The 22,997-nt window shown below is 69.0% G+C and carries 23 protein-coding genes, 1 tRNA gene and 1 rRNA gene; 11 read left to right on the top strand and 14 right to left on the bottom strand.

Annotated features, from left to right (window positions below; translation table 11 throughout):
- Positions 1–11: 11 nt before the first annotated feature.
- Genes AB0M73_RS45340 through dnaK form a run of 4 tightly spaced genes read right to left on the bottom strand, consistent with a single transcriptional unit; the run spans position 12 to position 4,083 of the window.
- Complete coding sequence (locus AB0M73_RS45340; protein ID WP_043720747.1) at positions 12–440, bottom strand: helix-turn-helix transcriptional regulator; 429 nt, start codon at positions 438–440, stop codon at positions 12–14.
- Positions 440–1,618 carry a molecular chaperone DnaJ gene (gene dnaJ / locus AB0M73_RS45335; RefSeq protein ID WP_363905694.1) on the bottom strand — a complete coding sequence of 393 codons (1,179 nt, stop codon included), beginning with the start codon at positions 1,616–1,618 and terminating at the stop codon, positions 440–442. The genes AB0M73_RS45340 and dnaJ overlap by 1 nt, the downstream gene beginning before the upstream one ends.
- Positions 1,619–1,645: 27 nt before the next feature.
- Positions 1,646–2,239 carry a nucleotide exchange factor GrpE gene (gene grpE / locus AB0M73_RS45330; protein ID WP_363905692.1) on the bottom strand — a complete coding sequence of 198 codons (594 nt, stop codon included), beginning with the start codon at positions 2,237–2,239 and terminating at the stop codon, positions 1,646–1,648.
- On the bottom strand, positions 2,236–4,083 hold the full coding sequence (dnaK, locus tag AB0M73_RS45325; RefSeq protein WP_363905690.1) for a molecular chaperone DnaK: 1,848 nt from the start codon (positions 4,081–4,083) through the stop codon (positions 2,236–2,238). The genes grpE and dnaK overlap by 4 nt, the downstream gene beginning before the upstream one ends.
- Before the next feature lie 232 nt (positions 4,084–4,315).
- Between dnaK and AB0M73_RS45320 the strand changes: the two genes are divergently transcribed.
- Positions 4,316–6,520, top strand: a complete 2,205-nt coding sequence (locus AB0M73_RS45320) for a (Fe-S)-binding protein (protein WP_363905688.1) — start codon at positions 4,316–4,318, stop codon at positions 6,518–6,520.
- Positions 6,521–6,575: 55 nt separating this feature from the next.
- Here AB0M73_RS45320 and AB0M73_RS45315 read toward each other — a convergent pair whose 3' ends face one another.
- Complete coding sequence (locus AB0M73_RS45315) at positions 6,576–7,574, bottom strand: LPXTG cell wall anchor domain-containing protein (protein ID WP_363905686.1); 999 nt, start codon at positions 7,572–7,574, stop codon at positions 6,576–6,578.
- A 176-nt stretch (positions 7,575–7,750) separates the two neighbouring features.
- On the opposite strand from AB0M73_RS45315, the gene AB0M73_RS45310 reads away from it, so the two are divergent.
- Positions 7,751–8,734 carry a cation diffusion facilitator family transporter gene (locus tag AB0M73_RS45310; RefSeq protein ID WP_363905684.1) on the top strand — a complete coding sequence of 328 codons (984 nt, stop codon included), beginning with the start codon at positions 7,751–7,753 and terminating at the stop codon, positions 8,732–8,734.
- 1 nt (position 8,735) lies between these two features.
- Here the strand turns inward: AB0M73_RS45310 and dcd are convergent, their stop codons facing one another.
- On the bottom strand, positions 8,736–9,317 hold the full coding sequence (gene dcd / locus AB0M73_RS45305; protein WP_363905682.1) for a dCTP deaminase: 582 nt from the start codon (positions 9,315–9,317) through the stop codon (positions 8,736–8,738).
- 69 nt (positions 9,318–9,386) lie between these two features.
- Between dcd and AB0M73_RS45300 the strand changes: the two genes are divergently transcribed.
- Positions 9,387–9,457, top strand: a tRNA-Gly gene (locus AB0M73_RS45300).
- Between the two features lie 321 nt (positions 9,458–9,778).
- On the opposite strand, the gene AB0M73_RS45295 is transcribed toward AB0M73_RS45300, so the two are convergent.
- Positions 9,779–10,660 carry a LysR family transcriptional regulator gene (locus AB0M73_RS45295; protein WP_363905680.1) on the bottom strand — a complete coding sequence of 294 codons (882 nt, stop codon included), beginning with the start codon at positions 10,658–10,660 and terminating at the stop codon, positions 9,779–9,781.
- 127 nt (positions 10,661–10,787) lie between these two features.
- Here AB0M73_RS45295 and AB0M73_RS45290 point away from each other — a divergent pair, with 127 nt between their 5' ends.
- Together AB0M73_RS45290 and AB0M73_RS45285 are read left to right on the top strand one after the other, a co-directional pair.
- Positions 10,788–11,390 (top strand): ester cyclase, encoded by a 603-nt coding sequence (locus AB0M73_RS45290; protein ID WP_363905678.1) that lies wholly within the window; start codon positions 10,788–10,790, stop codon positions 11,388–11,390.
- Positions 11,391–11,406: 16 nt separating this feature from the next.
- Entirely contained in the window at positions 11,407–12,477 is a 1,071-nt protein-coding gene (locus tag AB0M73_RS45285) for a hypothetical protein (protein ID WP_363905676.1), read from the top strand.
- Here AB0M73_RS45285 and AB0M73_RS45280 read toward each other — a convergent pair.
- From AB0M73_RS45280 to AB0M73_RS45270, 3 genes are all read right to left on the bottom strand, one after another.
- Complete coding sequence (locus AB0M73_RS45280) at positions 12,474–12,827, bottom strand: VOC family protein (protein WP_363905703.1); 354 nt, start codon at positions 12,825–12,827, stop codon at positions 12,474–12,476. The genes AB0M73_RS45285 and AB0M73_RS45280 overlap by 4 nt on opposite strands.
- A gap of 193 nt (positions 12,828–13,020) precedes the next feature.
- Positions 13,021–13,755 carry a VOC family protein gene (locus AB0M73_RS45275; RefSeq protein ID WP_363905674.1) on the bottom strand — a complete coding sequence of 245 codons (735 nt, stop codon included), beginning with the start codon at positions 13,753–13,755 and terminating at the stop codon, positions 13,021–13,023.
- A gap of 33 nt (positions 13,756–13,788) precedes the next feature.
- Entirely contained in the window at positions 13,789–15,165 is a 1,377-nt protein-coding gene (locus AB0M73_RS45270; RefSeq protein ID WP_363905672.1) for a sugar porter family MFS transporter, read from the bottom strand.
- Between the two features lie 281 nt (positions 15,166–15,446).
- On the opposite strand from AB0M73_RS45270, the gene AB0M73_RS45265 reads away from it, so the two are divergent.
- From AB0M73_RS45265 to AB0M73_RS45250, 4 genes are all read left to right on the top strand, one after another.
- A complete protein-coding gene (locus tag AB0M73_RS45265) occupies positions 15,447–16,148 on the top strand; it encodes a response regulator transcription factor (RefSeq protein WP_363905670.1) in 702 nt (233 codons plus the stop codon).
- Positions 16,149–16,158: 10 nt separating this feature from the next.
- Positions 16,159–16,788 carry a LysE family translocator gene (locus tag AB0M73_RS45260; RefSeq protein WP_363905668.1) on the top strand — a complete coding sequence of 210 codons (630 nt, stop codon included), beginning with the start codon at positions 16,159–16,161 and terminating at the stop codon, positions 16,786–16,788.
- A gap of 89 nt (positions 16,789–16,877) precedes the next feature.
- Complete coding sequence (locus AB0M73_RS45255; protein ID WP_363905666.1) at positions 16,878–18,713, top strand: acyl-CoA dehydrogenase; 1,836 nt, start codon at positions 16,878–16,880, stop codon at positions 18,711–18,713.
- Positions 18,714–18,852: 139 nt separating this feature from the next.
- Complete coding sequence (locus AB0M73_RS45250) at positions 18,853–19,188, top strand: PLDc N-terminal domain-containing protein (RefSeq protein WP_043720721.1); 336 nt, start codon at positions 18,853–18,855, stop codon at positions 19,186–19,188.
- On the opposite strand, the gene AB0M73_RS45245 is transcribed toward AB0M73_RS45250, so the two are convergent.
- Positions 19,185–19,505: a co-chaperone GroES gene (locus tag AB0M73_RS45245; protein WP_043720720.1), complete on the bottom strand. Its 321-nt coding sequence runs from the start codon at positions 19,503–19,505 to the stop codon at positions 19,185–19,187. The two genes, AB0M73_RS45250 and AB0M73_RS45245, sit on opposite strands and share 4 nt — an antisense overlap.
- 9 nt (positions 19,506–19,514) lie before the next feature.
- Positions 19,515–21,422, bottom strand: a complete 1,908-nt coding sequence (locus AB0M73_RS45240) for an NHL domain-containing thioredoxin family protein (RefSeq protein ID WP_363905664.1) — start codon at positions 21,420–21,422, stop codon at positions 19,515–19,517.
- Between the two features lie 272 nt (positions 21,423–21,694).
- Here AB0M73_RS45240 and AB0M73_RS45235 point away from each other — a divergent pair, with 272 nt between their 5' ends.
- Both AB0M73_RS45235 and AB0M73_RS45230 read left to right on the top strand, forming a co-directional pair.
- Positions 21,695–21,961 (top strand): hypothetical protein, encoded by a 267-nt coding sequence (locus AB0M73_RS45235; RefSeq protein WP_363905662.1) that lies wholly within the window; start codon positions 21,695–21,697, stop codon positions 21,959–21,961.
- 169 nt (positions 21,962–22,130) lie between these two features.
- Positions 22,131–22,274 carry a hypothetical protein gene (locus tag AB0M73_RS45230; RefSeq protein ID WP_363905661.1) on the top strand — a complete coding sequence of 48 codons (144 nt, stop codon included), beginning with the start codon at positions 22,131–22,133 and terminating at the stop codon, positions 22,272–22,274.
- On the opposite strand, the gene AB0M73_RS45225 is transcribed toward AB0M73_RS45230, so the two are convergent.
- Positions 22,252–22,641: an NTP pyrophosphohydrolase gene (locus AB0M73_RS45225; RefSeq protein ID WP_363905659.1), complete on the bottom strand. Its 390-nt coding sequence runs from the start codon at positions 22,639–22,641 to the stop codon at positions 22,252–22,254. The two genes, AB0M73_RS45230 and AB0M73_RS45225, sit on opposite strands and share 23 nt — an antisense overlap.
- Positions 22,642–22,723: 82 nt before the next feature.
- Positions 22,724–22,840 (bottom strand): 5S ribosomal RNA (gene rrf, locus AB0M73_RS45220).
- Positions 22,841–22,997: the final 157 nt, after the last annotated feature.

The raw sequence follows: 22,997 nt of genomic DNA, 5'->3' as shown, positions 1-22,997 counted from the left end.
TTTGTGCCCGACTACTGCTTGGGCTTCCAGACGACGATCTGCTGCTGATGGCGGATGGGGACCAGGTCCCGCCGGTAGGAGGCGTGCACGGCGGCCGCCGCCTGCTCGGCCGCCACGTGCGCCGCGGCCAGCTCCTCCAGCACCTCGGTCAGCCGGGCCTTGAGCGCGTCCACCTGGTTCTCCAGGTCGATGATGCGCTTGATGCCGGCCAGGTTGACGCCCTCCTCCTGGGACAGCCGCTGCACCTCACGCAGCAGCGAGATGTCCCGCGCGGAGTAGCGCCGCCCGCCGCCGCTGGCCCGGCCCGGCGACACCAGGCCGAGCCGGTCGTAGCTGCGCAGCGTCTGGGCGTGCAGCCCGGACAGCTGAGCCGCCACCGAGATCACGAACACCGGCGTGTCCTCGTTGGTGCCCGGCGGGAACGAGAACGGGTTGCCCATCATGCGTCACCCTTTCCGAGCAGCGCGTCCAACTCCGCCCGCGGGTCGTGGTCGGCGGTGGCCTCGGCGTACGCCTTCAGCGCCTCCTCGGCCTTGCCCTCCAACCGCGACGGGACCGCGACCTGGAGCGTCACCAGCAGGTCTCCCTTGCGGCCGTCCCTGCGCTCGATGCCCTTGCCGCGCACCCGCAGGATGCGGCCACTGGCCGTGCCCGGGTGCACCTTCACGTTGACCGTCGAGTCCAGCGTCGGCACCGTCAGTGTGGTGCCGAGCGCCAGCTCGGGGAAGGTCACCGGGACCGTCACCGTGAGATCGTCACCGGAACGTCCGAACACCGCGTGCGGCGCCACGTGGACCCGGACGAACAGGTCGCCGTTGGGGCCGCCGTTGCGCCCGGGCTCGCCCTGCGCGGCCAGCCGGATCCGCTGACCGTCGTCGACACCGGCCGGAATCCGCATGGTGAGCGTGCGCACCTTGGTGCTCACGCCCTCGCCGGCGCACTCCGGGCACGGATCGTCGATGATCTTGCCGGTGCCCCGGCAGTCGCGGCACGGCTCGCTGAACGCGAACGCGCCCTGGCTCCGGCTGACCAGCCCGGCGCCCTTGCAGGTCGGACAGGTCCGCGGCGTGGTGCCCGGCCTCGCGCCGGAGCCGCCGCAGGTGCCGCAGGCCGCCGGGCTGGACAGCCGCAGCGGCACCGTCGCGCCCTTGACCGCCTCCACGAAGTCAATCCGCACGTCGGTCTCGACGTCGTCGCCGCGCTGGGGCCGCGTCGCTGACGCCGCCCCGCCCCGGCCGCCGCGGCCGAACAGGCCGCCCAGCAGGTCGCCGATGCCGCCCTGGCCGGCGCCGGCCTGGGCCCCGCCGAACAGGTCGCCCAGGTCGAACGAGCTGGAGCCGCCGCCGAAGCCGCCGCCACCGCCGGGCCGGAACCCGCCGGAGCCGAACAGCCGCCGCGCCTCGTCGTACTGCTTGCGCTTCTCCGCGTCCGACAGCACGCCGTAGGCCTGCGACACCGACTTGAAGCGGGCCTCGGCCTTGGCGTCGCCGGGGTTGGCGTCGGGGTGCAGCTCCCGGGCCAGCTTCCGGTACGCCTTCTTGATCTCGTCGGCCGAGGCGTCGGAGGAGACGCCCAGGTCGCCGTAGAAATCCTTGTCGATCCAGTCCCGTGCGCTCACCGGGCGTCCCTCCCTTCCCTGTGGTTGCTACTCAGCGGTCGCGGGCTCATGGTCGGTGACCGCCACGAGCGCCGGCCGCAGCAGGCGCTCGCCGAACCGGTAGCCGCGCCGGAGCACGGCCGTCACGGTCGGGCCGGTCACCTCGGCCGAGGTGTTGTGCTGCACCGCCTCGTGCACCGAGGGGTCGAACTCCTCGCCCTCGTGGCCGAACGACTCCAGGCCGGTCGCCTGGAGCACCGCCACCAGCTTGTCGCTGACCGACTTGAACGCGCCGGTCAGATCGCCGTGCGCGCCCGCCCGCTCCACGTCGTCGAGCACGCCCAGCAGCTCGTTGACGACCTGTCCCTTGGCGGCCAGCGCGTTGACCTCGCGGTCCCGCTCCACCCGCTTGCGGTAGTTGGCGAACTCGGCCTGCACACGCTGGAGGTCGGCGGTCCGCTCGTCCAGCTGCGCCTTGAGCTCCGCGGCCGGGTCGGCCACGGGCTCCTCGGCGGCGTGCCGGCCGGGAGACTCGGTCTCCTCGGCCAGCTCGCCCGGCTCCACGTCGCGGAGCTGGCCCGTCTCCGGGTCGATCCGTCGGCGGTCGTTCACGACCACCGGCTGCTCCTGGTTTTCGCTCACTTCTTCGGGTCCTCGTCCACGATCTCGGCGTCCACCACGTCATCGGCCTGCGGGCCGGCCTGCGCGCCCGGGGCGTCGCCCGCGGCCGCGCCCTCGGCGCCCGGCGCGTTGGCGTACATCGCGGAGCCCAGCGCCTGGGACTCGGTGGCCAGCTTCTCCACCGCGGACTTGATCGTCCCGAGGTCGGTGCCCTTGAGGGCCTCCTGGGCCTCGACGATGGCCGCCTGCACCTTCTCCTTGGTGTCGGCCGGCAGCTTGTCGTCGTTGTCCTTGATGAACTTCTCGGTGCTGTAGACCAAGGTCTCCGCCTGGTTGCGGGTCTCGGCCTCCTCGCGGCGGCGCTTGTCCTCCTCCGCGTGCTCCTCGGCGTCCTTGATCATGCGGTCGATGTCGTCCTTCGGCAGCGCCGAGCCGCCGGTGATCGTCATCGACTGCTCCTTGCCCGTGCCGAGGTCCTTGGCCTGGACGTGCACGATGCCGTTGGCGTCGATGTCGAAGGTGACCTCGATCTGCGGCACGCCACGCGGGGCCGGCGGCAGGCCGGTCAGCTCGAACATGCCGAGCTTCTTGTTCTGGGCCGCGATCTCGCGCTCGCCCTGGAACACCTGGATCTGCACGGACGGCTGGTTGTCGTCGGCCGTGGTGAAGATCTCGGACCGCTTGGTCGGGATCGTGGTGTTGCGCTCGATGAGCTTGGTCATGATGCCGCCCTTGGTCTCGATGCCCAGGGACAGCGGGGTGACGTCGAGCAGCAGGACGTCCTTGACCTCGCCCTTCAGCACACCGGCCTGCAGCGCGGCGCCGACGGCGACGACCTCGTCCGGGTTGACGCCCTTGTTCGGCTCGCGGCCGCCGGTCAGCTCCTTGACCAGCTCGGTCACGGCCGGCATGCGGGTGGAACCGCCGACCAGCACCACGTGGTCGATGTCGGCGATCTTGACGCCGGCGTCCTTGATCACGTGGTTGAACGGCGCGCGGCAGCGGTCCAGCAGGTCGGAGGTGATCCGCTGGAACTCGGCGCGCGACAGCGTCTCGTCCAGGAACAGCGGGTTCTTGTCGCTGTCCACGGTGATGTAGGGCAGGTTGATGCTGGCGGTCGAGGAGGAGGACAGCTCGATCTTGGCCTTCTCCGCGGCCTCCCGGATCCGCTGCAGCGCCATCTTGTCCTTGGTCAGGTCGATGCCGCTGCTGGTCTTGAACTTCTCCACCAGCCAGTCGACGATGCGCTGGTCCCAGTCGTCGCCGCCGAGGTGGTTGTCGCCGGAGGTCGCACGGACCTCGACCACGCCGTCGCCCAGCTCCAGCAGCGAGACGTCGAAGGTGCCGCCACCGAGGTCGAAGACCAGGATGGTCTGCTCCTTCTCGCCCTTGTCCAGGCCGTAGGCCAGGGCGGCGGAGGTGGGCTCGTTGACGATGCGGAGCACGTTGAGCCCCGCGATCTGGCCGGCCTCCTTGGTGGCCTGCCGCTGCGCGTCCTCGAAGTAGGCCGGGACGGTGATCACCGCGTCGGTGATCTCCTCGCCCAGGTACGCCTCCGCGTCGCGCTTGAGCTTCATCAGCACCCGCGCGGAGATCTCCTGCGCGGTGTAGGCCTTGCCGTCGATCTCCTGCGTCCACGACGTGCCGATGTGCCGCTTGACCGAACGGATGGTCCGGTCCACGTTGGTGACGGCCTGGTTCTTCGCCGGCTGTCCCGTCAGCACCTCGCCGTTCTTGGCGAAGGCGACGATGGACGGGGTGGTACGCGAACCCTCGGAGTTGGCGATCACCGTCGGCTCACCGCCCTCAAGGACGGCGACGACGGAGTTGGTCGTCCCCAGGTCGATGCCGACCGCACGCGCCATTGAACTGCCTCCCGATACTGGTGCACCGCTGCCGGTTGAGCAGCGTCGACTCAAGTTTGCCAGGTGGACCGGAGTTGAGTCCAGTCCGCTCAAGCTTCCTGCTCGTCCAACGCGAGAGCCCGGGCCTGTGTTCCCGGAGTGGTGCGAGCCACGCCACGTCAAGTAGTTACTGACCAGTAACTTCGATTAGGCTTCCCGGACGACTTGTCCGTAACGGAAGGGCGAGGGAGCAATGGGTGCTCTGCAGATCACGCTCGGTGTGATCGGTGTTGCCGTCAGCCTCGTCGCGTGGGGCATGTTCGCCGCGGCCGTGCTGCGCCAGGTGCGCACCATTCGGCTCGGCCAGCCCGACCCCACCCGCAACGGCCCGTTCCTGCCCAGGATGGCGACCCTGGTCAAGGAGTTCGCCGCACACACCAGGATGGCCAAGGTGCGCACCGTCGCGCCGTGGCACTGGCTGGTCATGTGGGGCTTCCTGATCGGCTCGCTCGTGCTGTTCGAGGCCTACGGCGAGGTCTTCGTGCCGGCCTGGCACTGGCCGGTCATCGGCGACTGGGCGGTGTGGAACTTCGTCACCGAGGTGCTCGGCGTCGGCACCGTGGTCGGCGGCGTGGCGCTGGCGGTCATCCGCCAGCTCAACCACCCGCGCCGGGCCGACCGGCTGTCCCGGTTCGCCGGCTCCAACTTCAAGCAGGCCTACTTCGTCGAGGCCGTCGTCATCATCGAGGGCCTCGGCATTCTCGGCGTGAAGGTGTTCAAGGAGGCCAGCGGGCTGGAGGACCAGCCGCTGTGGGCCAACTTCGTCACCGCGCCGCTCGGCCACCTGCTGCCGGCCAACCCGGACCTGGTCTCCGTGATGGCGATCATCAAGCTGCTGTCCGGCATGATCTGGCTCGCCGTCGTGTCCAGGAACCTGACGATGGGCGTGGCCTGGCACCGGTTCAGCGCCTTCTTCAACATCTACTTCAAGCGCGAGGACGACGGCGCCGTGGCGCTGGGCGCGCTGCGGCCGATGATGAGCGGCGGCAAGCCGCTGGACTTCGAGGAGGCCGACCCGGAGAAGGACGTCTTCGGCGCCGGCCAGATCGAGGACTTCAGCTGGAAGGGCTGGCTGGACTTCAGCACCTGCACCGAGTGCGGCCGCTGCCAGTCCCAGTGCCCGGCCTGGAACACCGGCAAGCCGTTGTCCCCCAAGCTGCTCATCACCCAGCTGCGCGACCACGCCTACGCCAAGGCCCCGTACCTGATGGCCGGCGGCCGCAGGGACATGGCCGGCGACGAGATCGGCATCGTCGGCGACGACGCCGAGGCCCGGCTGGCCAAGATCGACGTGCTGGCCCTGGCCGAGTCCGGCCGGCCGCTGATCGGCGGGGCCGAGGAGATGGGCGTCATCGACCCCGACGTGCTGTGGTCGTGCACCAGCTGCGGCGCCTGCGTCGAGCAGTGCCCGGTCGACATCGAGCACGTCGACCACATCGTCGACATGCGGCGCTACCAGGTGCTCATCGAGTCGAACTTCCCGACCGAGCTGGGCGGGATGTTCAAGAACCTGGAGAACAAGGGCAATCCCTGGGGCCAGAACGGCAAGGACCGGTTGGCCTGGACCGAGGGCCTGCCGTTCGAGGTGCCGGTGTTCGACGGCGAGCTCGCCGCCGACGTCGAGTACCTGTTCTGGGTCGGCTGCGCCGGCGCCTTCGAGGACCGGGCCAAGAAGACCACCCAGGCCGTGGCCGAGCTGCTGCACAACGCCGACGTGAAGTTCACCGTGCTGGGCCCGGAGGAGACCTGCACCGGCGACCCGGCGCGGCGGGCCGGCAACGAGTTCCTGTTCCAGATGCTGGCGCAGCAGAACGTCGAGGTGCTCAACACCGTCTTCGAAGGCCGCGAGCCCGGCAAGCGCAAGATCGTCGTCACCTGCGCGCACTGCTTCAACACCCTGGCCAACGAGTACCCGCAGCTGGGCGGCACGTTCGAGGTGGTGCACCACACGCAGCTGCTCAACAAGCTGGTGCGGGAGAAGCGGCTGGTGCCGGTCGCGCCGATCGCCGAGGACGTCACCTACCACGACCCGTGCTACCTGGGCCGGCACAACAAGGTCTACGACGCGCCGCGTGAGCTCGTCGGGGCCACCGGGGCCGAGCTGCGGGAGATGCCCCGCCACGGCGACCGCTCCATGTGCTGCGGCGCCGGCGGCGCGCGCATGTGGATGGAGGAGCGGATCGGCAAGCGCATCAACGTCGAGCGCGTGGACGAGGCCCTCGGCACCGCCCCGACGAAGATCGCCACCGGCTGCCCGTTCTGCCGGGTCATGCTCAGTGACGGCCTGACCGCCCGCAAGTCCGAGCAGGCCGCCGCCGAGCACGTCGAGGTCGTGGACGTGGCCCAGCTCCTGCTCGCCGCCGTGAAGCGCGGTGGGGAACAGCCCGCGAACGTCTAGTTCTCGCACGGAAAAGGGGCGGCGCCATCCGGCGCCGCCCCTTTTTGTTCGGTTGTCAGGCCCGGCGGCGGCGGGCGAACAGCACCGTGCCGACGCCGGCCGCCAGCAGCACCAGGCCGCCGATCAGCGGCCACGTCGGGTCGGCGCCCGTGTTGGCCAGCGCCTTGACCTCCGGCGACTTAGCGACGACCGGCTGCGGCTTGGGGCTGGGGTTGGCCGCGGGGCTGGTCGGCTGCGTCGCGACCGGCGTCGAGGTCGGCGTGGTCGACGTCTCGGCCGTCTTCAGCGGCGCCGACGACTTGTCGTTGGCCCCGTCGACATCGCTGGCCCGGTCGATCAGACCCACGGTGACCAGGCCGTCGATCGGCTTGGTCACCTTGCCGCTGACCTCGCGGGTCCGGGTCTCGTTCGGCTCGATGGCCCGCAGGAACCGGATGTCCATGCCCGTCGTGCCCACCGGCTCGGCCCAGGAGCTCACGCCGGCGAACGGGTCCAGCGTCACGCCGTCGGGGAAGACCACCCGCACGCCGACGTACGAGGGGAACGCGTTGTTGTCGATGGCGATCTCGTAGGCCACGTCGTCGCCCACGTGCACCGGGCCGGTCTGCTCGGGCGTGATCTTCACGGCAGCGTCGTTCCTGGTCGGCATGTAGCCCACGTCGATGTTGTCGAGCAGGCCCTGGACCGGCGCCTCGTTCGTCTGGAGCCAGCCGTTGTTCCAGTCGAAGTCGGAGTTCGTGCCGGCGGGGCCCTGGCTCGGCCGGGTCAGCACGAACCGGCCGTCCTCGATGCTGCGGCCGGCCTGGATCGCCGGCGACCCGGCGCCGTCGGGCGACGACGGCATCTCGAGCTTGTAGCGGCCGGCGGCGTCGGTGGTGGTGCTGCCGATCTTGATGTCCGGCAGCAACGGCTCGCTCGACTGGCGGATGCCGTCGCCGTTCAGGTCCTTCCAGGCGACACCCGACACGGTGTACGACTGCGTAGAGGCGTGCGCGGTGGCGACGGACAGTAGCGGCAGACCGACGGCAAGAGCCGCCACGGCGAAGCGCTTCATCGGAAATTTCCCCCCTGCGGTGGTGTCTCAGATATTCTCAAGACGTCACGGCGGTTGCCCCGGTTGCCTTGCCCCGCAACGGAAATCGTCCGTCCATCATCGACTGTTCAGGTGAACATCACAGGACGCGTCACGTTGTCACCCGGTTGCGTCGCAACTCGGTTACGGTAATTCCCGTGGCGGATGAAGGAAGTGGCGAAAGCACACTCACTGTGTTGGTGGCGCTCGGCATCAACATCGGGATCGCCCTGATGAAGGCGGTGGCCGGCGTGCTCAGCGGCTCCGCCGCCATGCTGGCCGAGGCCGGGCACTCCGTGGCCGACTCGATCACCGAGGCCCTGCTGCTCACCGCGCTGCGCCGGTCCGAGCGGCCCGCCGATCGCAAACACCCCTTCGGCTACGGCAAGGAGCGCTACTTCTGGTCGCTGCTGGCCGCCGTGTCGATCTTCACCTCCGGCGCCGTGTTCGCCCTCATCCAGGGCTACGACGCCCTGGTCGGCGGCAACACCGAGGAGGGCAACCCGACCGTCGCCTACATCGTGCTGGCGTTGGGCTTCGTGCTGGAGTCCGTGTCGCTGTCCCGCGCCGTCGTGCAGATCCGTAAAGAGGCCGCCGGGGACGGCACGTCGATCATGAAGTACCTGCGGGACATCGACGATCCCACCGCCAAGACCGTGTTCTTCGAGGACGCCGCCGCGCTCATCGGCCTCGTGCTGGCCTTCCTCGGCCTGCTGCTGCACCAGCTCACCGGCTCCGTCGTCTACGACGGTGTCGCGTCCCTGCTCATCGCCGCCCTGTTGGCCGGCTGCGCCTACGTGCTGGGCCGCACCAACCGGGGCCTGCTCATCGGCCGCCAGGCCGACGTCGCCTTGGTCCGCACCCTCCGGGCCCGGCTCACCGCCGCCCCCGAGGTCGAGGTCGTCGTCGACCTGCTCACCATGCTCACCGGCACCAGCCGGGTGCTGCTCTGCGCCCGCCTCGACTTCGACGACAACCTCGGCGCCGCCGACCTCGAACGCGCCTGCGTCCGCATCGCCGCCGAGCTCAACGCCGAGTTCCCCTCCCTCGACGAGATCTTCCTCGAACCCGTGCCCCGGGAGGACCAGAGCCTCCGCGCCCGGGTCCTCGCCCGCTACGGGCAGGAGTTCGTCGCCGAGTAGCTCAGCGCTTCGTGTCCGTGCGCTGGAAGTTCAGGTACGCCCGCGACGGCGTCGGGCCCCGCTGGCCCTGATACCTCGAGCCCGCCTGCTTCGAGCCGTACGGGTGCTCCGCCGGGCTCTCCAGCCGGAACAGGCACAGCTGGCCGATCTTCATGCCCGGCCACAGCGTGATCGGCAGGTTCGAGACGTTGGACAGCTCCAGCGTGATGTGCCCCTCGAAGCCCGGGTCGATGAACCCCGCCGTCGAGTGCGTCAGCAGCCCCAGCCGGCCCAGCGAGCTCTTGCCCTCCAGCCGCCCCGCCAGGTCGTCCGGCAGGCTCACCCGCTCGAACGTCGACCCCAGCACGAACTCCCCCGGGTGCAGCACGAAGGGCTCGTCCCCCTCCGTCTCCACCAGCGTCGTCAGGTCGTCCTGCTGACGGCTCGGGTCGATGTGCGTGTACTTGGTGTTGTTGAACACCCGGAAGTACCGGTCCAGACGCACATCGATGCTCGACGGCTGAACAAGATCCACATCCAGCGGCTCCAACACCAGCCGTCCGGCGTCGATCTCTTTGCGCAGGTCCCGGTCACTCAGCAGCACCCCGACACCATAGCCGCCCACCCACACGCTGGACGCCCCCGCCGCATCGTGTAAGCTACGAACGATCATGCGGGTGTAGTTCAATGGTAGAATGACAGCTTCCCAAGCTGTAAACGCGGGTTCGATTCCCGTCACCCGCTCGGGCTGAGGGCTCCGTGTGCGCATAAAGCGCGCACCGGGGCCCTCGCCGTTTCACTGGGGCTCGCGCCCCAGACCCCCGGGCAGGGCGGGCTTCGCCCCCCTGCACCCCCCATGGCGCTGTGAAGGTTTCCTGGGGTGAGGGCTGCTGTGTTTGGCGGTGCGCTGGGTATTCGCTGTCGCCTCAGGCTTCGTTTTCTCGAACTCACTCTTGCTTCTTCTACCTCACCGCGCCCTTGCGGCGGCTTCCTCCTTGTGCCGCATCAACGCTGCTTTCCTCCTCTCGCTGCGGTCTTTGCGTCGGGATGCTCACTTCCTTCTCATCACCTTGTGCCGGGGGTGGCCAGGAGGGCGTCGAAGAGGGTCTTGAGGTGGGGGCGGGACTGGCGGCCGCGGCGGGTGGCGAGGTAGACGGGGTTGAGGACGGGGGTGGCGGGGCGGTGAAGGAGGGCGAGGCGGCCGGCGGCGAGGGCGGGGCGGGCGTGGTGGAGGGGAATCACGGACAGCAGGGTGCTGGCGGCCACGTAGGTGATGATCGAGGTCATGTCGGGCATGGTGACGGCGGCGGGTGGGGCGGGGAGGTCCCAGCAGGAGCGGAAATAGCGGCGGAACATGGGCATTTCCTCGGAATAGCCGATGAAAAGGCGGCGGGGGAGGTCGGAGGGGTGAAAAGGGGGCTGGTCGGGGCGGCCGACGAGGACGAACTCCTCGTCGAACCAGTGGCGTAGGTGCAGGCGGGAGCGGGGGGTGCCCTCGATCTTGGTGATGACGGCGATGTCGAGGCGGTCGTCGAGCAGGGCGGCGACGAGGTCGTCGGAGAGCCCGATGCGGTGGCGCAGGCAGACGCCTTGGTCGGCGAGGGGGCCGAGGACGGCGGCGATGTGGTGGTCGAACTGCGAGCCGGGGGAACCGAGGAAAACGGGGCCGGCGTCGACGGCGTCGGTGCGGCGGCCGTCGATGACGAGGTCCAGCACGTCGAGGTGGGGGGCGACCTCGGCGGCGAGGGCGTGGCCGGCCTCGGTGGGGGCGATGCCCCGGCCGGCGCGGGCGAACAGGGGGCGGCCGGTGAAGGTCTCGACGGCGCGCAGGTGATGCGACACAGCAGGCTGTGACAAGCCCAACTGCTCGGCGGCCCGCGCGACGCCGCCGGTGCGGTAGACGGCGAGGAACGAACGGAGTGCGACCAGCTCCTGGGCGGTGGACACGGCACCAGCTTATCGGTCGCGAATATGCCATAAACGTGGCGAATGAGTGGGGTGACGGAGAGTCATGGCCCCGGCGTGGGCGGCGGTCGTTTCATGGGCGCGTCAAAGAACGACTGAGGAGGAGCCCATGCTCGACCGCCGCACTCTCATCGGCCGGGGCGGAGCGGCCGTGTTCGGCGCGCTGGCCCTGTCCGCCGTCGCCGACGGCACGGCCACGGCCACCGACACCGGCACGCACCTGATGCCCGACCCCGCGACGACCCCGGTGCCGAACCCGCCGTTCGCCGGCAACCTGACCGCGCAGGAGCGGGAACACCTGAAGAAGTTCGACGAACTGGACTTCGTCGTGTTCTCCCAGGCCGACTGGGCCCGGCTGAACGAGAGCCACGCCCGCACGATCCGCGTGCACTGGCCCGACGGGCACTACACCGACGGCATCGACAAGCACATCGCCGACCTGGCCGCGATGTTCGTGTGGGCGCCGGACACGCACATCAACAGCCACCCGCTGCGCATCGCCAAGGACAACCTGACCGCGGTCACCGGGGTCATGAAGGGCACGTTCAGCCGCCCCATGCCCGACGGCAAGGGCGGCTTCATCGCGCCGACGGGCCGCTCCTACTCCATCAACATGGCCACGGTGGGACTGTGGAACCGCCAGGGCACGATGGACGAAGAGTTTCTGTTCTGGGACAACACGAACTTCTACCAGCAGATCGGTCTGGGCTGACCGCTACCCTGGCGGGATGGCTCTGGGGGACCTGACACGAGACGGCGTGCTGCGGGCAGTCGCCGAGTTCGATGACCTCGGCCGGGAGGAGTTCCTCCGGAAGTACAGCTTCGGCAAAGCGAGGTCGTACTTCCTGGAGATCGACGAGCAGCTCTACGATTCGAAAGCGATCGCCGGGGCCGCGCTTGGCCTGGCCACGGACGCCTTCTCCGGCGGCGATCAGACAGTCGCGCGCCAGCTCGAGGCGCTGGGCTGCACAGTGCGGTACTTCCCTGTGCGGCCGTGGACCCGAGAGGAGATCCTCCTGGCCTGTGTGATCGTGGCGGCCAACGACTGGCGGCAGCCGTCCGGCGGCGAGCGCGACGTGCAGGTCATCGAGCTCTCAGAATTGCTTCAGACCACGGAGTTTCATCCACTCGAGGAACATGGCCCGGACTTCCGTAACGCTAATGCTGTGGCCAGGAAGATGGCGGACATCGTGACCAGCCATCCCGACTACAGAGGCAAGCGGACCCGAGGCAACCGGCTCGACGCGGTGGTCGCCAAGGAGCTCATCGACGACCCCATGAAAGTCCTCGCGGAGGCCCGTGCGCTTCGCGCCAGGCTGCTTGGTCTCCGGCCGGAGCAGGTGGCAACCGTGGATGTGGTCGACCGGAACCTGGGGACGGTGGTCTTCGACATGCCCGTCGAGGCCCATCGAACGACGACGTTCCCGGTGCGTGGGACCACGAAGCGAAACGCGAGCCGGGTCGAGGCGGAGCTGACGAAGCGGTTCCGGGAGTGGCGGGACGCCGACGACCATGGTGTCATCGCGAAGGGAATCCTGCTGCAGGGCGAGACAAGGCCGTTGCGCGTCGATCTGTACGACGTGGACCGCAAGGAGCTGATCGAGGCGAAGGGATCGGCGGAGCGGGAGTACGTGCGGCAGGCGCTGGGGCAGGTGCTGGACTACGCGAGGTTCGTGGAACACGAGCACCTAGCGGTGCTGCTGCCCGAGCTCCCGAAGGCTGACCTCGTCGATCTGCTGTCCAGCCATCGAATCCGCTGCATCTACGAGACGGCAGAAGGCGAATTCACTAGCACTTAGACGAACTGGGTGAGCGACAGGGTGTTGCCGTCGGGGTCACGGAACCAGGCGATCTGGGAGCCGTCGGGGGTGGTCCAGATCCCGAGGGAGTCCTGGGGCATGCCGTCGTAGCGGGTGAACTCCACACCACGCGAAGCGAAGTCGGCGATGGTGGCGCGGATGTCGGGCACGGACCAGCCGAGGATGGTGAAGGGCTGGGGCGCCAACGCGTCGACCTTGGTGACGCGGAGCATGACGGCGCCGGCGCGAAAGACGGCGGCGAAGGGATTTGTTTCGACATGTTCGAGGCCGAGCACGGAGCCGTAGAAGTCGGCGGCACGGAGAAGGTCCGTGGCGGGCGCGAAAGCGATGAGGTCCAGGGGAGGTCACCGTCCCGGCTCGACGATCAGAACTGAACGACGAGCCGGCAGGTGAGCGCGACTCGGCGGATGGCTCGTCCTGCGTCGGGGGGCGTCCGCAGGACGAGGTCTCCACACGTGCGCGGATCGCCGCGCGATCAGCACGGTACGCAGGCCCGGGGGCAGTCCGCAGAGTCGTAAGGCCCTAATCCCCCGTTCGGATGGACGTCGCCGCCGGGCGGAGCACACAGAACTGGTTCCCCTCGGGGTCGGCGAGCACCGTCCACGGCACATCGCCCTGCCCGATGTCGGCCGGCACGGCGCCGGCGGCGAGCAGGCGGGCGACGTCGGCGGCTTGGTCGTCACCGGGTCGCGGCCGGACGTCGAGGTGCACACGGTTCTTGGCGGCCCGGGTGGCGGGGCTGTGGACGAACTCCAGCCACGCGCCGGCCTCACCGGGCAACGACGCCCAGTCGGGACCGGAGCGGGTCACCGTCCGGCCGGTCGCCTCGGCCCAGAACCGGGCCTGGGCAAGGGAATCCTGGGCGGCGACGACAACGGCGGCGACGGGCCCGATGCCGCTGTACTCGTCACGGTGCTCCAGCACGCAGAACTCGTTGCCCTCGGGATCGGTCAGCACCACCCACGGCACATCCGGCCCCTGGCCGATGTCGGCGTGCTCGGCGCCGAGCAGCAGCAGCCGCGCGACGATGGCGGCCTGGTCGTCGGCGGACTGGCTGGCCAGGTCCAGGTGCACCCGGTTCTGCTCGACCTTGGGCTCGGACACCGGCACGAAGACGAGGTCGAAGCCGGGCAGGCCGACGTCGACCTCGTTCTCGTCGTGATAGCTGATCGGGACGCCGAGCGCGGCCGACCAGAAGCCCGCGAGTGCGAGCGGGTCGGCCGCGTCGACGACCACGTTGTCCAGTCGGGTAGCCATGTCCGGCACGCTACCGACGGGGTCGGACAGAAATCAGACGTTCACGCGATCGCGCAGTTCCAGCTCGATCTGCTCCAGCGTGCGGCCCTTGGTCTCCGGCACGAACTTCGTCACCAGCAGCACCAGGATGACGCAGACCGCCGCGAAGATCCACGCCGCGCCGGCCAGGCCGAGGTTGCCGTACATCACCGGGAACACGAAGGTGATGGTGAACGTCGCCGCCCACAGCACGACACTGGCGGTGCCGGTGCCGATGCCGCGGACCCGCAGCGGGAACACCTCGCCGATCATGACCCACACCACCGCGCCCCAGCCGAGCTCGTAGCCGGCCAGGAACAGGATGAGCAGCACCAGGGTGATCGGTCCGATGACGCTGGTGTCCTTGATCAGGGACACGCACAGCCCGAGCACGATCAGCGTGCCGGCCATCAGCGCGCCGCCGACCTGGAGCAGCGGACGGCGACCCCACTTGTCGACCACGAACATCTCGGCCACCGTGAACAGCACCTTCACGACGCCGAGCGCGACGGCGGCCAGCAGGGCCGCGGACGCGCCGTAGCCCAGGTTGCTGAACATGATCGGGGCGTAGGTGTTGACCGCGTTGACGCCGGAGAACTGCTGGCCGACGGCCAGGATCAGGGCCACGACCAGGGCCGGCCGGGCCCACTTGGCGGTCAGGTCCTTGAACGTGCCCTTGGCCTGCTCGCCGTCGAGCCGGATGATCTCCTTGATCTCGTCGAACTCCGCGTCGACGCCCTGGCCCTGCAGCGTGCTGGCGAGCACCTCGCGGGCCTCGGTGTCGCGGCCGTTCTTGAGCAGCCAGCGCGGCGACTCCGGCATCCGGAGCATGCCGACGAGCAGGATCACCGCCGGGATGATCGCCGCGGCGATCATGGCCCGCCAGTTGGCCGAGTCGGCCAGGATGTCGTCCACGATGTACGCGATCAGGATGCCGCTGACGATCATCAGCTGGTTCAGCGAGCCGAGCATGCCGCGGACCTTGCCCGGGGCGAGCTCGGCCAGGTAGGTCGGCACCGTCGCGGACGACGCGCCGACCGCGATGCCGACGATGAACCGGAACGCCACCAGCGTCTCGAACGTCGGCGCGAAGGTGCAGCCGATGGTGCCGACCGCGAACACGCTGGCCGCGACGATGATCGTCTTACGCCGGCCGAGCGAGTCGGCCAGCTTGATCACCAGCAGCGCGCCGATGATCGCGCCGGCCGCCAGCGCGCCGTTGACGAAGCCCTGCTGGACCGGGCTGAGGTTCCAGATCTTCTTGATGAACAGCAGAACACCTGAGATGACGCCCAGGTCGTAGCCGAACAGGATGCCGCCGAGGGCACCGAAGAAGAACAGCGTTCCTCTGTTGATGTTCCGCCGTGCTGGCAGACCCTCCGTTTGCGTCACGCCAGATCGCCTCGTTTCTCTGCGCCGACCCGTGCGCGAGTCGGTCCGTGCGGAAGTCCGCGATCCGGCGGCGGTCGGACCCGGCATCCACTCAGGATGTGTGACGTAGGTCCTACGTGCGTATTTCGGCGCGGGGAACCCTTCCGGGGGGATTGAGTCACATTTGTGACTGACTTTCAGATAGGTGAACATCACGCGCCGGCGTCCCCCACTTGGGGGATAAAACCGCTGCTCCGTGCGCCGGTCACGTCAGGCGTGCGGGTGGCCCTCGTCCCGTCGGCATGACCGCACCACACATCGCTGGCCAGCGGACCGCCCCCGCGCAGCGGCGACGCCAGGCCACGATCGGCGTCGCCCTGCTCGACCAGGTCCCGCTGTTCCGCGAGGGCCTGTCGACGCTGGTCAACCGCACGCCCGGCCTGCACTGGAGCGGTGCCGCCCGTGATCACCGCGCGGCCGTCCAGCTGCATGAGCGCCATCGACCGGACGTGCTGCTCGTCGATTCGGCCCTGGATCCGCTCGGACACTTCACGCGGCTGCTGACCGAGCAGGACGAGGCCCTGGTGGTGCTGATGGTGCTGCGGGACGCGCACTGCACGGCGGAGTTCGCCCAGCGGGTGTTCCGCCGGGGCGCCCGCGGCGTTGTGCCGAGGCAGGCGGAGCCGGCGGAGGTCCTCCATGCCATCCACCACACGCCGATCAGCCGCCGCTACGTCGACCCGACGCTGGCCCCGCTGCTGGCGGCGGCCGACACCGACGGCCAGCCGGCATCGTGCGGGCTCACCCGGCGCGAGTTCGAGGTGCTCCAGCTGATCGCCGACGGCCTGGAGAACCGGGCCATCGCGTCGGCACTGTTCGTGTCCGTGGAGACGGTCAGAACCCATATCAAGGGGATGCTGCGCAAGCTCGGGGCGCGTGATCGGGCACACGCCGTCGCCATCTCTTACCGAATCGGGTTGCTCGTGGCCGGCACGGACAGGTGAACTAGGGGCCGTGATCTCCCTGGCCTTCGTCCTCACCTGCCTGCTGATCATCATCGCCCCCGGACCCTCGCTGGCCGTGATGCTGACGCAGTCGCTGCGCTCCGGGCGCACGGCTGGGCTGGCCACGGTCGCCGGCAACACCCTGGGCCTGGTCGTCTGGGCCACGGCGTCGGCGTTCGGCCTGACGGCGCTGGTGCGCACATCGGAGATCGCGTTCGTGGTGTTGAAGGTCGCCGGCGCGGTCTACCTGTGCTGGCTGGGCATCCAGTCGCTGCTGCGCTCCCGCCGCGAGCCGGCACGCCTGGCCGAGGAGCAGCCGACCGCCAAGCGCAGCCCGTTGGCCTCGCTGCGCGCCGGCTTCATGACCAATGTGACCAATCCCAAGGCCGCTGTGCTCTATCTCGCCCTGCTGCCGCAGTTCCTGCCGCCGGACGGCAACCCGCTGGTCGACACCTTCGTGCTCGCGGCCGTCCAGATGGCGCTGTCGGCCAGCTACTACACGCTCGTGGTGCTGGCGATCGGTCTGGCCCGGCGGGTGCTCAGCCGCCCGCTCGTTCGGCGCTGGATGGACCGGGTCAGCGGACTCGTGCTGGTCGGTCTGGGTATTCGCATGGTCACCCTCAGTCGAGCGGCCCTGTGATGTGTCGCCACAACCGGGGGAAGACCCTTGCCGGTGTTACTGGCAGGTAATATCCTGTTGTTACCGGCTAGTAGGGGAGCAAGGAAGCCATGGGCCACTACAAGAGCAACGTGCGTGACCTGGAGTTCAACCTCTTCGAGGTGTTCAACGTCCAGGAGAGCCTCGGCACCGGGCCGTTCGAGCAGGCCGACGAGGACACGGCTCGTGGCGTGCTCAGCGAGCTGAACAACCTGGCGGTCGGGCCGCTGGCCGAGTCGTTCGCCGACGCCGACCGCAACCCGCCGGTCTTCGACCCCAAGACGCACTCGGCCACGCTGCCCGAGTCGTTCAAGAAGTCCTACAAGGCGCTGTGGGACGGCGAGTGGTACCGCCTGTCCCTGCCCGTCGAGCTGGGCGGCTTCGGCATCCCGCCGTCGGTGCAGTGGGCCGCGGCCGAGCTCATCCTCGGCGCCAACCCGGCCGCCTTCATGTACATGGCCGGCGCCAGCTTCGCCGCGATCATGCACAAGAACGGCAACGCCGAGCAGAAGCACTGGGCGCAGATCACCATCGACCGCGCCTGGGGCGCCACGATGGTGCTCACCGAGCCCGACGCCGGCTCCGACGTCGGCGTCGGCCGCACCAAGGCCGTGCTGCAGCCCGACGGCTCCTGGCACCTCGACGGCGTGAAGCGGTTCATCACGTCCGGCGACCAGGACATGACCGAGAACATCATGCACATGGTGCTGGCCCGCCCCGAGGGCCCCGGCATCGAGCCGCGGCCGGGCACCAAGGGCCTGAGCCTGTTCCTGGTGCCCAAGTTCCACTTCGACAGCGAGACCGGCGAGCTGGGCGAGCGCAACGGCGCCTTCGTCACCAACGTCGAGCACAAGATGGGCCTCAAGGTCTCCACGACGTGCGAGCTGACCTTCGGCCAGCACGGCGTGCCGGCCAAGGGCTGGCTGCTGGGCGACGTGCACGACGGCATCGCGCAGATGTTCCAGGTCATCGAGCACGCCCGGATGATGGTCGGCACCAAGGCCATCGCCACGCTGTCCACCGGCTACCTGAACGCCCTGGCCTACGCCAAGGAACGCGTGCAGAGCGCCGACCTGACGCAGATGACCGACAAGACCGCGCCCCGCGTCACCATCACCCACCACCCGGACGTGCGCCGCAGCCTGATGCTGCAGAAGGCCTACGCCGAGGGCCTGCGCTCGGTGTACCTGTACACCGCGACCTTCCAGGACCAGATCCTGGCCGGCGCCGGCGACGTGAAGCTGGCCGAGGGCATCAACGACCTGCTGCTGCCGATCGTCAAGGGCGTCGGCTCCGAGCGGGCCTACGAGCAGCTGGCGCAGTCGCTGCAGACCCTGGGCGGCTCGGGCTTCCTGCAGGACTACCCGATCGAGCAGTACATCCGCGACTCCAAGATCGACAGCCTGTACGAGGGCACGACCGCCATCCAGTCCCTGGACTTCTTCTTCCGCAAGATCATCCGGGACAAGGGCCAGGCGCTGGGCTTCATCAACAACGAGATCCAGAAGTTCCTGGACAACGAGGGCGGCAACGGCCGGCTCAAGGAGGAGCGGGCCGCGCTGGCCCAGGGCCTGCAGGACCTCCAGGGCATTCTCGGCACGATGATCGGCTACCTCACCTCCTCCCAGGAGGACGTGCGCAACGTCTACAAGGTCGGCCAGAACACCGTGCGGCTGCTGCTGTCCGCGGGCGACGTGCTCGTCGGCTGGCTGCTGCTGCGCCAGGCCGAGGTCGCCCTGGCCGCGCTGGCCGGCACTCCCTCGGCCAAGGACAAGGCCTTCTACGAGGGCAAGGTCGCGGTGGCGTCGTTCTTCGCCAAGACCGTGCTGCCGGAGCTGTCCTCGCGCCGCAAGATCGCCGAGACCACCGACAACTCGCTGATGGACGTGGACGAGTCCGCGTTCTGAGCCCGCCTCACCGCCGACACCGGCGGCGGTTCCTGCTTCACGCAGGGCCGCCGCCGGTTTTTTCGTGACTCACGCCCGGAATGTCAGGGTGGCGTGCCAAGATGCGCGTCGTCCGGTTCTCTCAGGGGGAGTGATAGCGGTGCTCTACTTCGACGGCGCCGTCGGCGTGGCCATCTTCTGTCTGTGGATCTTCTGTCTGGTCGACGTGATCGTCAGCGACGAGTCGGTGACGCGCCACCTGCCCAAGATGCTGTGGCTGCTCGTCGTTCTGCTGCTGCCGCTGGTTGGCTCGATCCTGTGGCTGGCCGTGGGCAAGCCACGCACGGCGACCTACCCGAGCCGCGGCACGTCCCGGTTCCCGGAGTACGACCGGCCGGGCCGGCACGTCGCCGGGAACCCCGACGACGACGCGGAGTTCCTGCGGCAGTGCCGGGAACGCGCGGAGGAGCAGCGCCGCAAAGGCCGGGAACTCTAGAGGTACAGCCCCGTGCCCTGCTCGGCCTGCTCGTTGGCGATGGCGTGGATGTCGCGCTCGCGCATCACCGTGTAGGTCTGGGCCTGCACCTCGACCTCCAGCTGGTCCTCCGGGTTGAACAGCACCCGGTCGCCCACCTTGACGTTGCGCACGTGCCCGCCGACGCCGAGGACGTCGCCCCAGGCGAGCCGCTTGGCGACCTGGGCGGTGGCCGGAATGACGATGCCGCCGCTGCTGCGGCGCTCACCGTCCTCCGGCGAGATCTTCACCAGCACCCGGTCGTGCAGCATCTGGATCTGGAGCTTGGAGTCGGCCACGGGCGAATTCTACGTCGTCTGGTCGTCGACCCCGCCCATGACCAGCGCCAGACGCCGCGGACCGCCCGTGCTGACGCGCACCGGCACGCCCCAGTCCTGCCGGGTCAGCCGGCACACCGGGTGCTCGACGCCCGGGCCGTCGTCGCAGCTGGCGGCCTGCGCGACGACGTGCAGGACACCCTCGGCGAAGCCCTCCGCGATCGTCAACTTCCTTGTCAGGTCGGTGGATTCGCCCGCCCCCTGCGCGATCAGCCCGGGCGGCGAGGAGGTGATTTCCAGCCGGGTCGACGGGCCGTAGCGGTCGTCCAGCTTCTGTCCGGGCGGCGGCGTGAAGACCACCGCCAGTTCGAGCTCGCCGGTGCCGATGTCCGACGGCGGCCGGCGCACCTGGTGTGCGTCGCCGGCGACCAGCCGGGCCGAAACCCCCGGCGGCACCGGGCGTTCCAGGCGGTGCGCCGCGGAGGCGACGACCACCAGCTCACCGTCCACAATGGCTGCACCGGACGGCTCGGCGACATCGGTGGCCAGCGTCGACATCTCGCCGGTTTCCGGTTCGTAGCGCCGAATCGCCGAGTTGTACGTGTCCGCGATGGCCACGCTGCCGTCGGGCAGCACCGCCAGGCCGAGCGGATGTTGCAGCAGGGCCTGGTCGGCGGCGCCGTCGCGGTGGCCGAAGTCGAAAAGTCCTTGGCCCACAGCGGTGTGCACGTCGAAGTCGCTGTCGATCCAGCGCAGCGCCGATGTTTCCGAGTCGGCCAGCCACAGCTTGTCGCCGTCGGCCGCGAGGCCCGACGTCTGCGCGAAGAACGCCTCCAGCGCCGGCCCGTCCTTCAGGCCCTCCACCGTCGTGCCGGCGAACCGGCTCACCGTCCGCGCGATCGGGTCGAACAGGCTCAGCGTGTGATTCCCCGACATGGCAACAACAACACCGTTGGCCGGCGCCCACCAGGCCACGTCCCACGGGCTCGTCAGGTCGATCTCATCCGCCGGCCCGTCGGTGTCCCCCATGCGCCACTGCTCGCCCGTGCCGGCGATCGTCGTGACATGGCCGGTGCTCAGGTTGATGCCGCGCAGCAGGTGGTTCACCGTGTCCGCGACCACCACGTCGTAGCCGACCTTCTCCGCGATGTCCTTGGGCAGCAAGGCAATCCCCGCCGGCTCCGCGAACGTCGCCTCGTCCGGGCCGCCGTCCTGCCGCCCGCGAGCGCCCGTGCCGATGCGCCGGATGACCGTCTCGCCGTCCGCCTCCAGCTCCACCACGCTGTGGTGCGCCGAGTCCGTCACGAGGAGCGTGTCCTGCGGCGTGACAGCGATCTTCGCCGGGAACCTCAGCTCCGTTTCCTGTTGCTGCGGCGGCACATACGGTCCGTCACCCCTCCGGAGCGTGCCCTTCGCCTCATGCTCGTCGATCAGCTCCGCGATGATGCGGCGCAGCGCCTCCACGTGTCCTTCGCCCGCCGCCACGTGCACCACGTAGCCCTCCGGGTCGACCAGGACCAGCGTCGGCCACGCCTTCACCGCGTAGTTCTGCCACGTCGTCAGCTGCGGGTCGTCCAGCACCGGATGATGCACCTCGTACCGCTCCACCGCCGCCTTCAACGCGTCCGGGTCCGCCTCGTGCACGAACTTCGGCGAATGCACCCCGATCGTCACCAGCACATCCGCGAACTCCGCCTCCAGCGGTCGCAGCTCGTCCAGCACGTGCAGGCAGTTGATGCAGCAGAACGTCCAGAAGTCGAGCAGCGTGATCCGCCCCCGCAACGCGGCCAGCGTGACGGCCTTCCCCCCGGTGTTCAGCCATCCACGCCCCACCAGCTCAGGGGCGCGGACCCGTGCACGACGCTTCGCAGTGGTCACATCCCGAGTCAACACCAGCGGCCGAGCCCGGTGTTCCACGGTCCAGCATGTGATCGGCATCCGTAGCCTCGCCCCGTGTACATCAGAGCGGACTGGACCCTCAAGTCTCTGCTGCTCGACTTGCATCAGCGCGCGGCGACCGACCAACTGGCTTTGAGCATCGTGGACATCCTCAACGCCGAGACCACGAAGCGGGGGATCAGGTTCGTCCGGGCTCGCCGCGCCGGCCACTACGGCGCCTTCCGGATCCGCACCGACAACATGGCCGGGGGACTCGATCTCCTGGCTGACCGAATCGAGTTCATGCCCGACGGTCCGCACCTGGACCCCGGGTGGAGTCCCTCCTCGCGGTCGACGACGCCGAGTTGCTGGTCGGTGCGACGGTCCTCGCATTGCGGAGCCGGCAGCTGGACGAGATACAGCGCGTGGTCGAGAACCCCTACAGCAAGGAACAACGCCTCCAACAGGCTCTCGCCGGCGCACCTTGGCTGTTCGGCGGAGAGTTCGTAACCGGCAGTCCGGTCCGCCGGCTCGTGCCGGGACACGAGGTCGACATCACTCTGCTCCGGCCGGACGGCGTTCTCCACGTCATGGGCTGAAGTAGGCGAATATGACCGTCGTGAAGCGGCACCGTGGGGCGGCCGTTCCGACAGCGGCGGTACACGATGCCGTGATGCAGGTCGCCGACTACCTACGCGCGGGGTCGATGAGAGTCGGGGGAGATCTTCGAGCGGTTCGGCATCGGGGACGGTGGTCATCGGGCATCCGATGTACGACGTCAGTTTCGAGGAGCAGGCCGTCAACGAGACGCTGCGGAGCTACAACAGCCATCTCAGTCGGATCGACGTGATGACGTACAAGCAGCTGCTCGACAACGCGGCCCGGAGCCTCAGTCCTGACGGGGGTTCCTGACCGAGTGGGGGCCGAGGATCTCGGCGACGTAGGGGGCGACCCGGCGTTGGAGGCCGCGGTCGGCGGTGACGACGTAGATGGGGCGACCGCTGGTGGATTCGTCGGCGACCAGGTCGACGATGGCGTCGTCGCCGGAGTGCGGCGCCACGTGGACGTGGATGGTGTCAGAGCTGGTGACGGTGCGGGCCTTGCCTTCGACGACAAGGATCACGTCGATGGGGGAGCCGGTCTGGGGGAGTCCGGTGGCGGCGAGGCCGGCGAGGGAGTCACGCAGGCGGGTGGTGGCGCCGGCGCGGTCGCGCCACCAGCCGTCGGGCACGGATCCGACGACGTTGGCGGCGTCGATGACCAGCAGCGGTTTTGGCACGGGATGAAGGTACAACGTAAAAAGGCCCGATGCGGGTCGAGGAACCTTCAAGGCTCAACTCGACCCGCATCGGGCAAATTTTGTCCGGCGGCGTCCTACTCTCCCACACCCTCACGAGTGCAGTACCATCGGCGCTGGAGGGCTTAGCTTCCGGGTTCGGAATGGGACCGGGCGTTTCCCCTCCGCTAACACCACCGAAACACTATGAAAGAATCCCACAAACACCCACCCGCCAGGCCGAAGCCCTACAAGTGATGCCTGATTGGTTCTCTCAGAACCACACAGTGGATGCGAAGCGTCTTTGTAAACAAGCCCTCGGCCTATTAGTACCAGTCAACTCCACCCCTTACAGGGCT

This window comes from Kutzneria sp. NPDC051319 (assembly GCF_040682195.1).
Classification (GTDB): Bacteria; Actinomycetota; Actinomycetes; order Mycobacteriales; family Pseudonocardiaceae; genus Kutzneria.
This window is presented reverse-complemented; position numbering and strand designations above follow the sequence as displayed.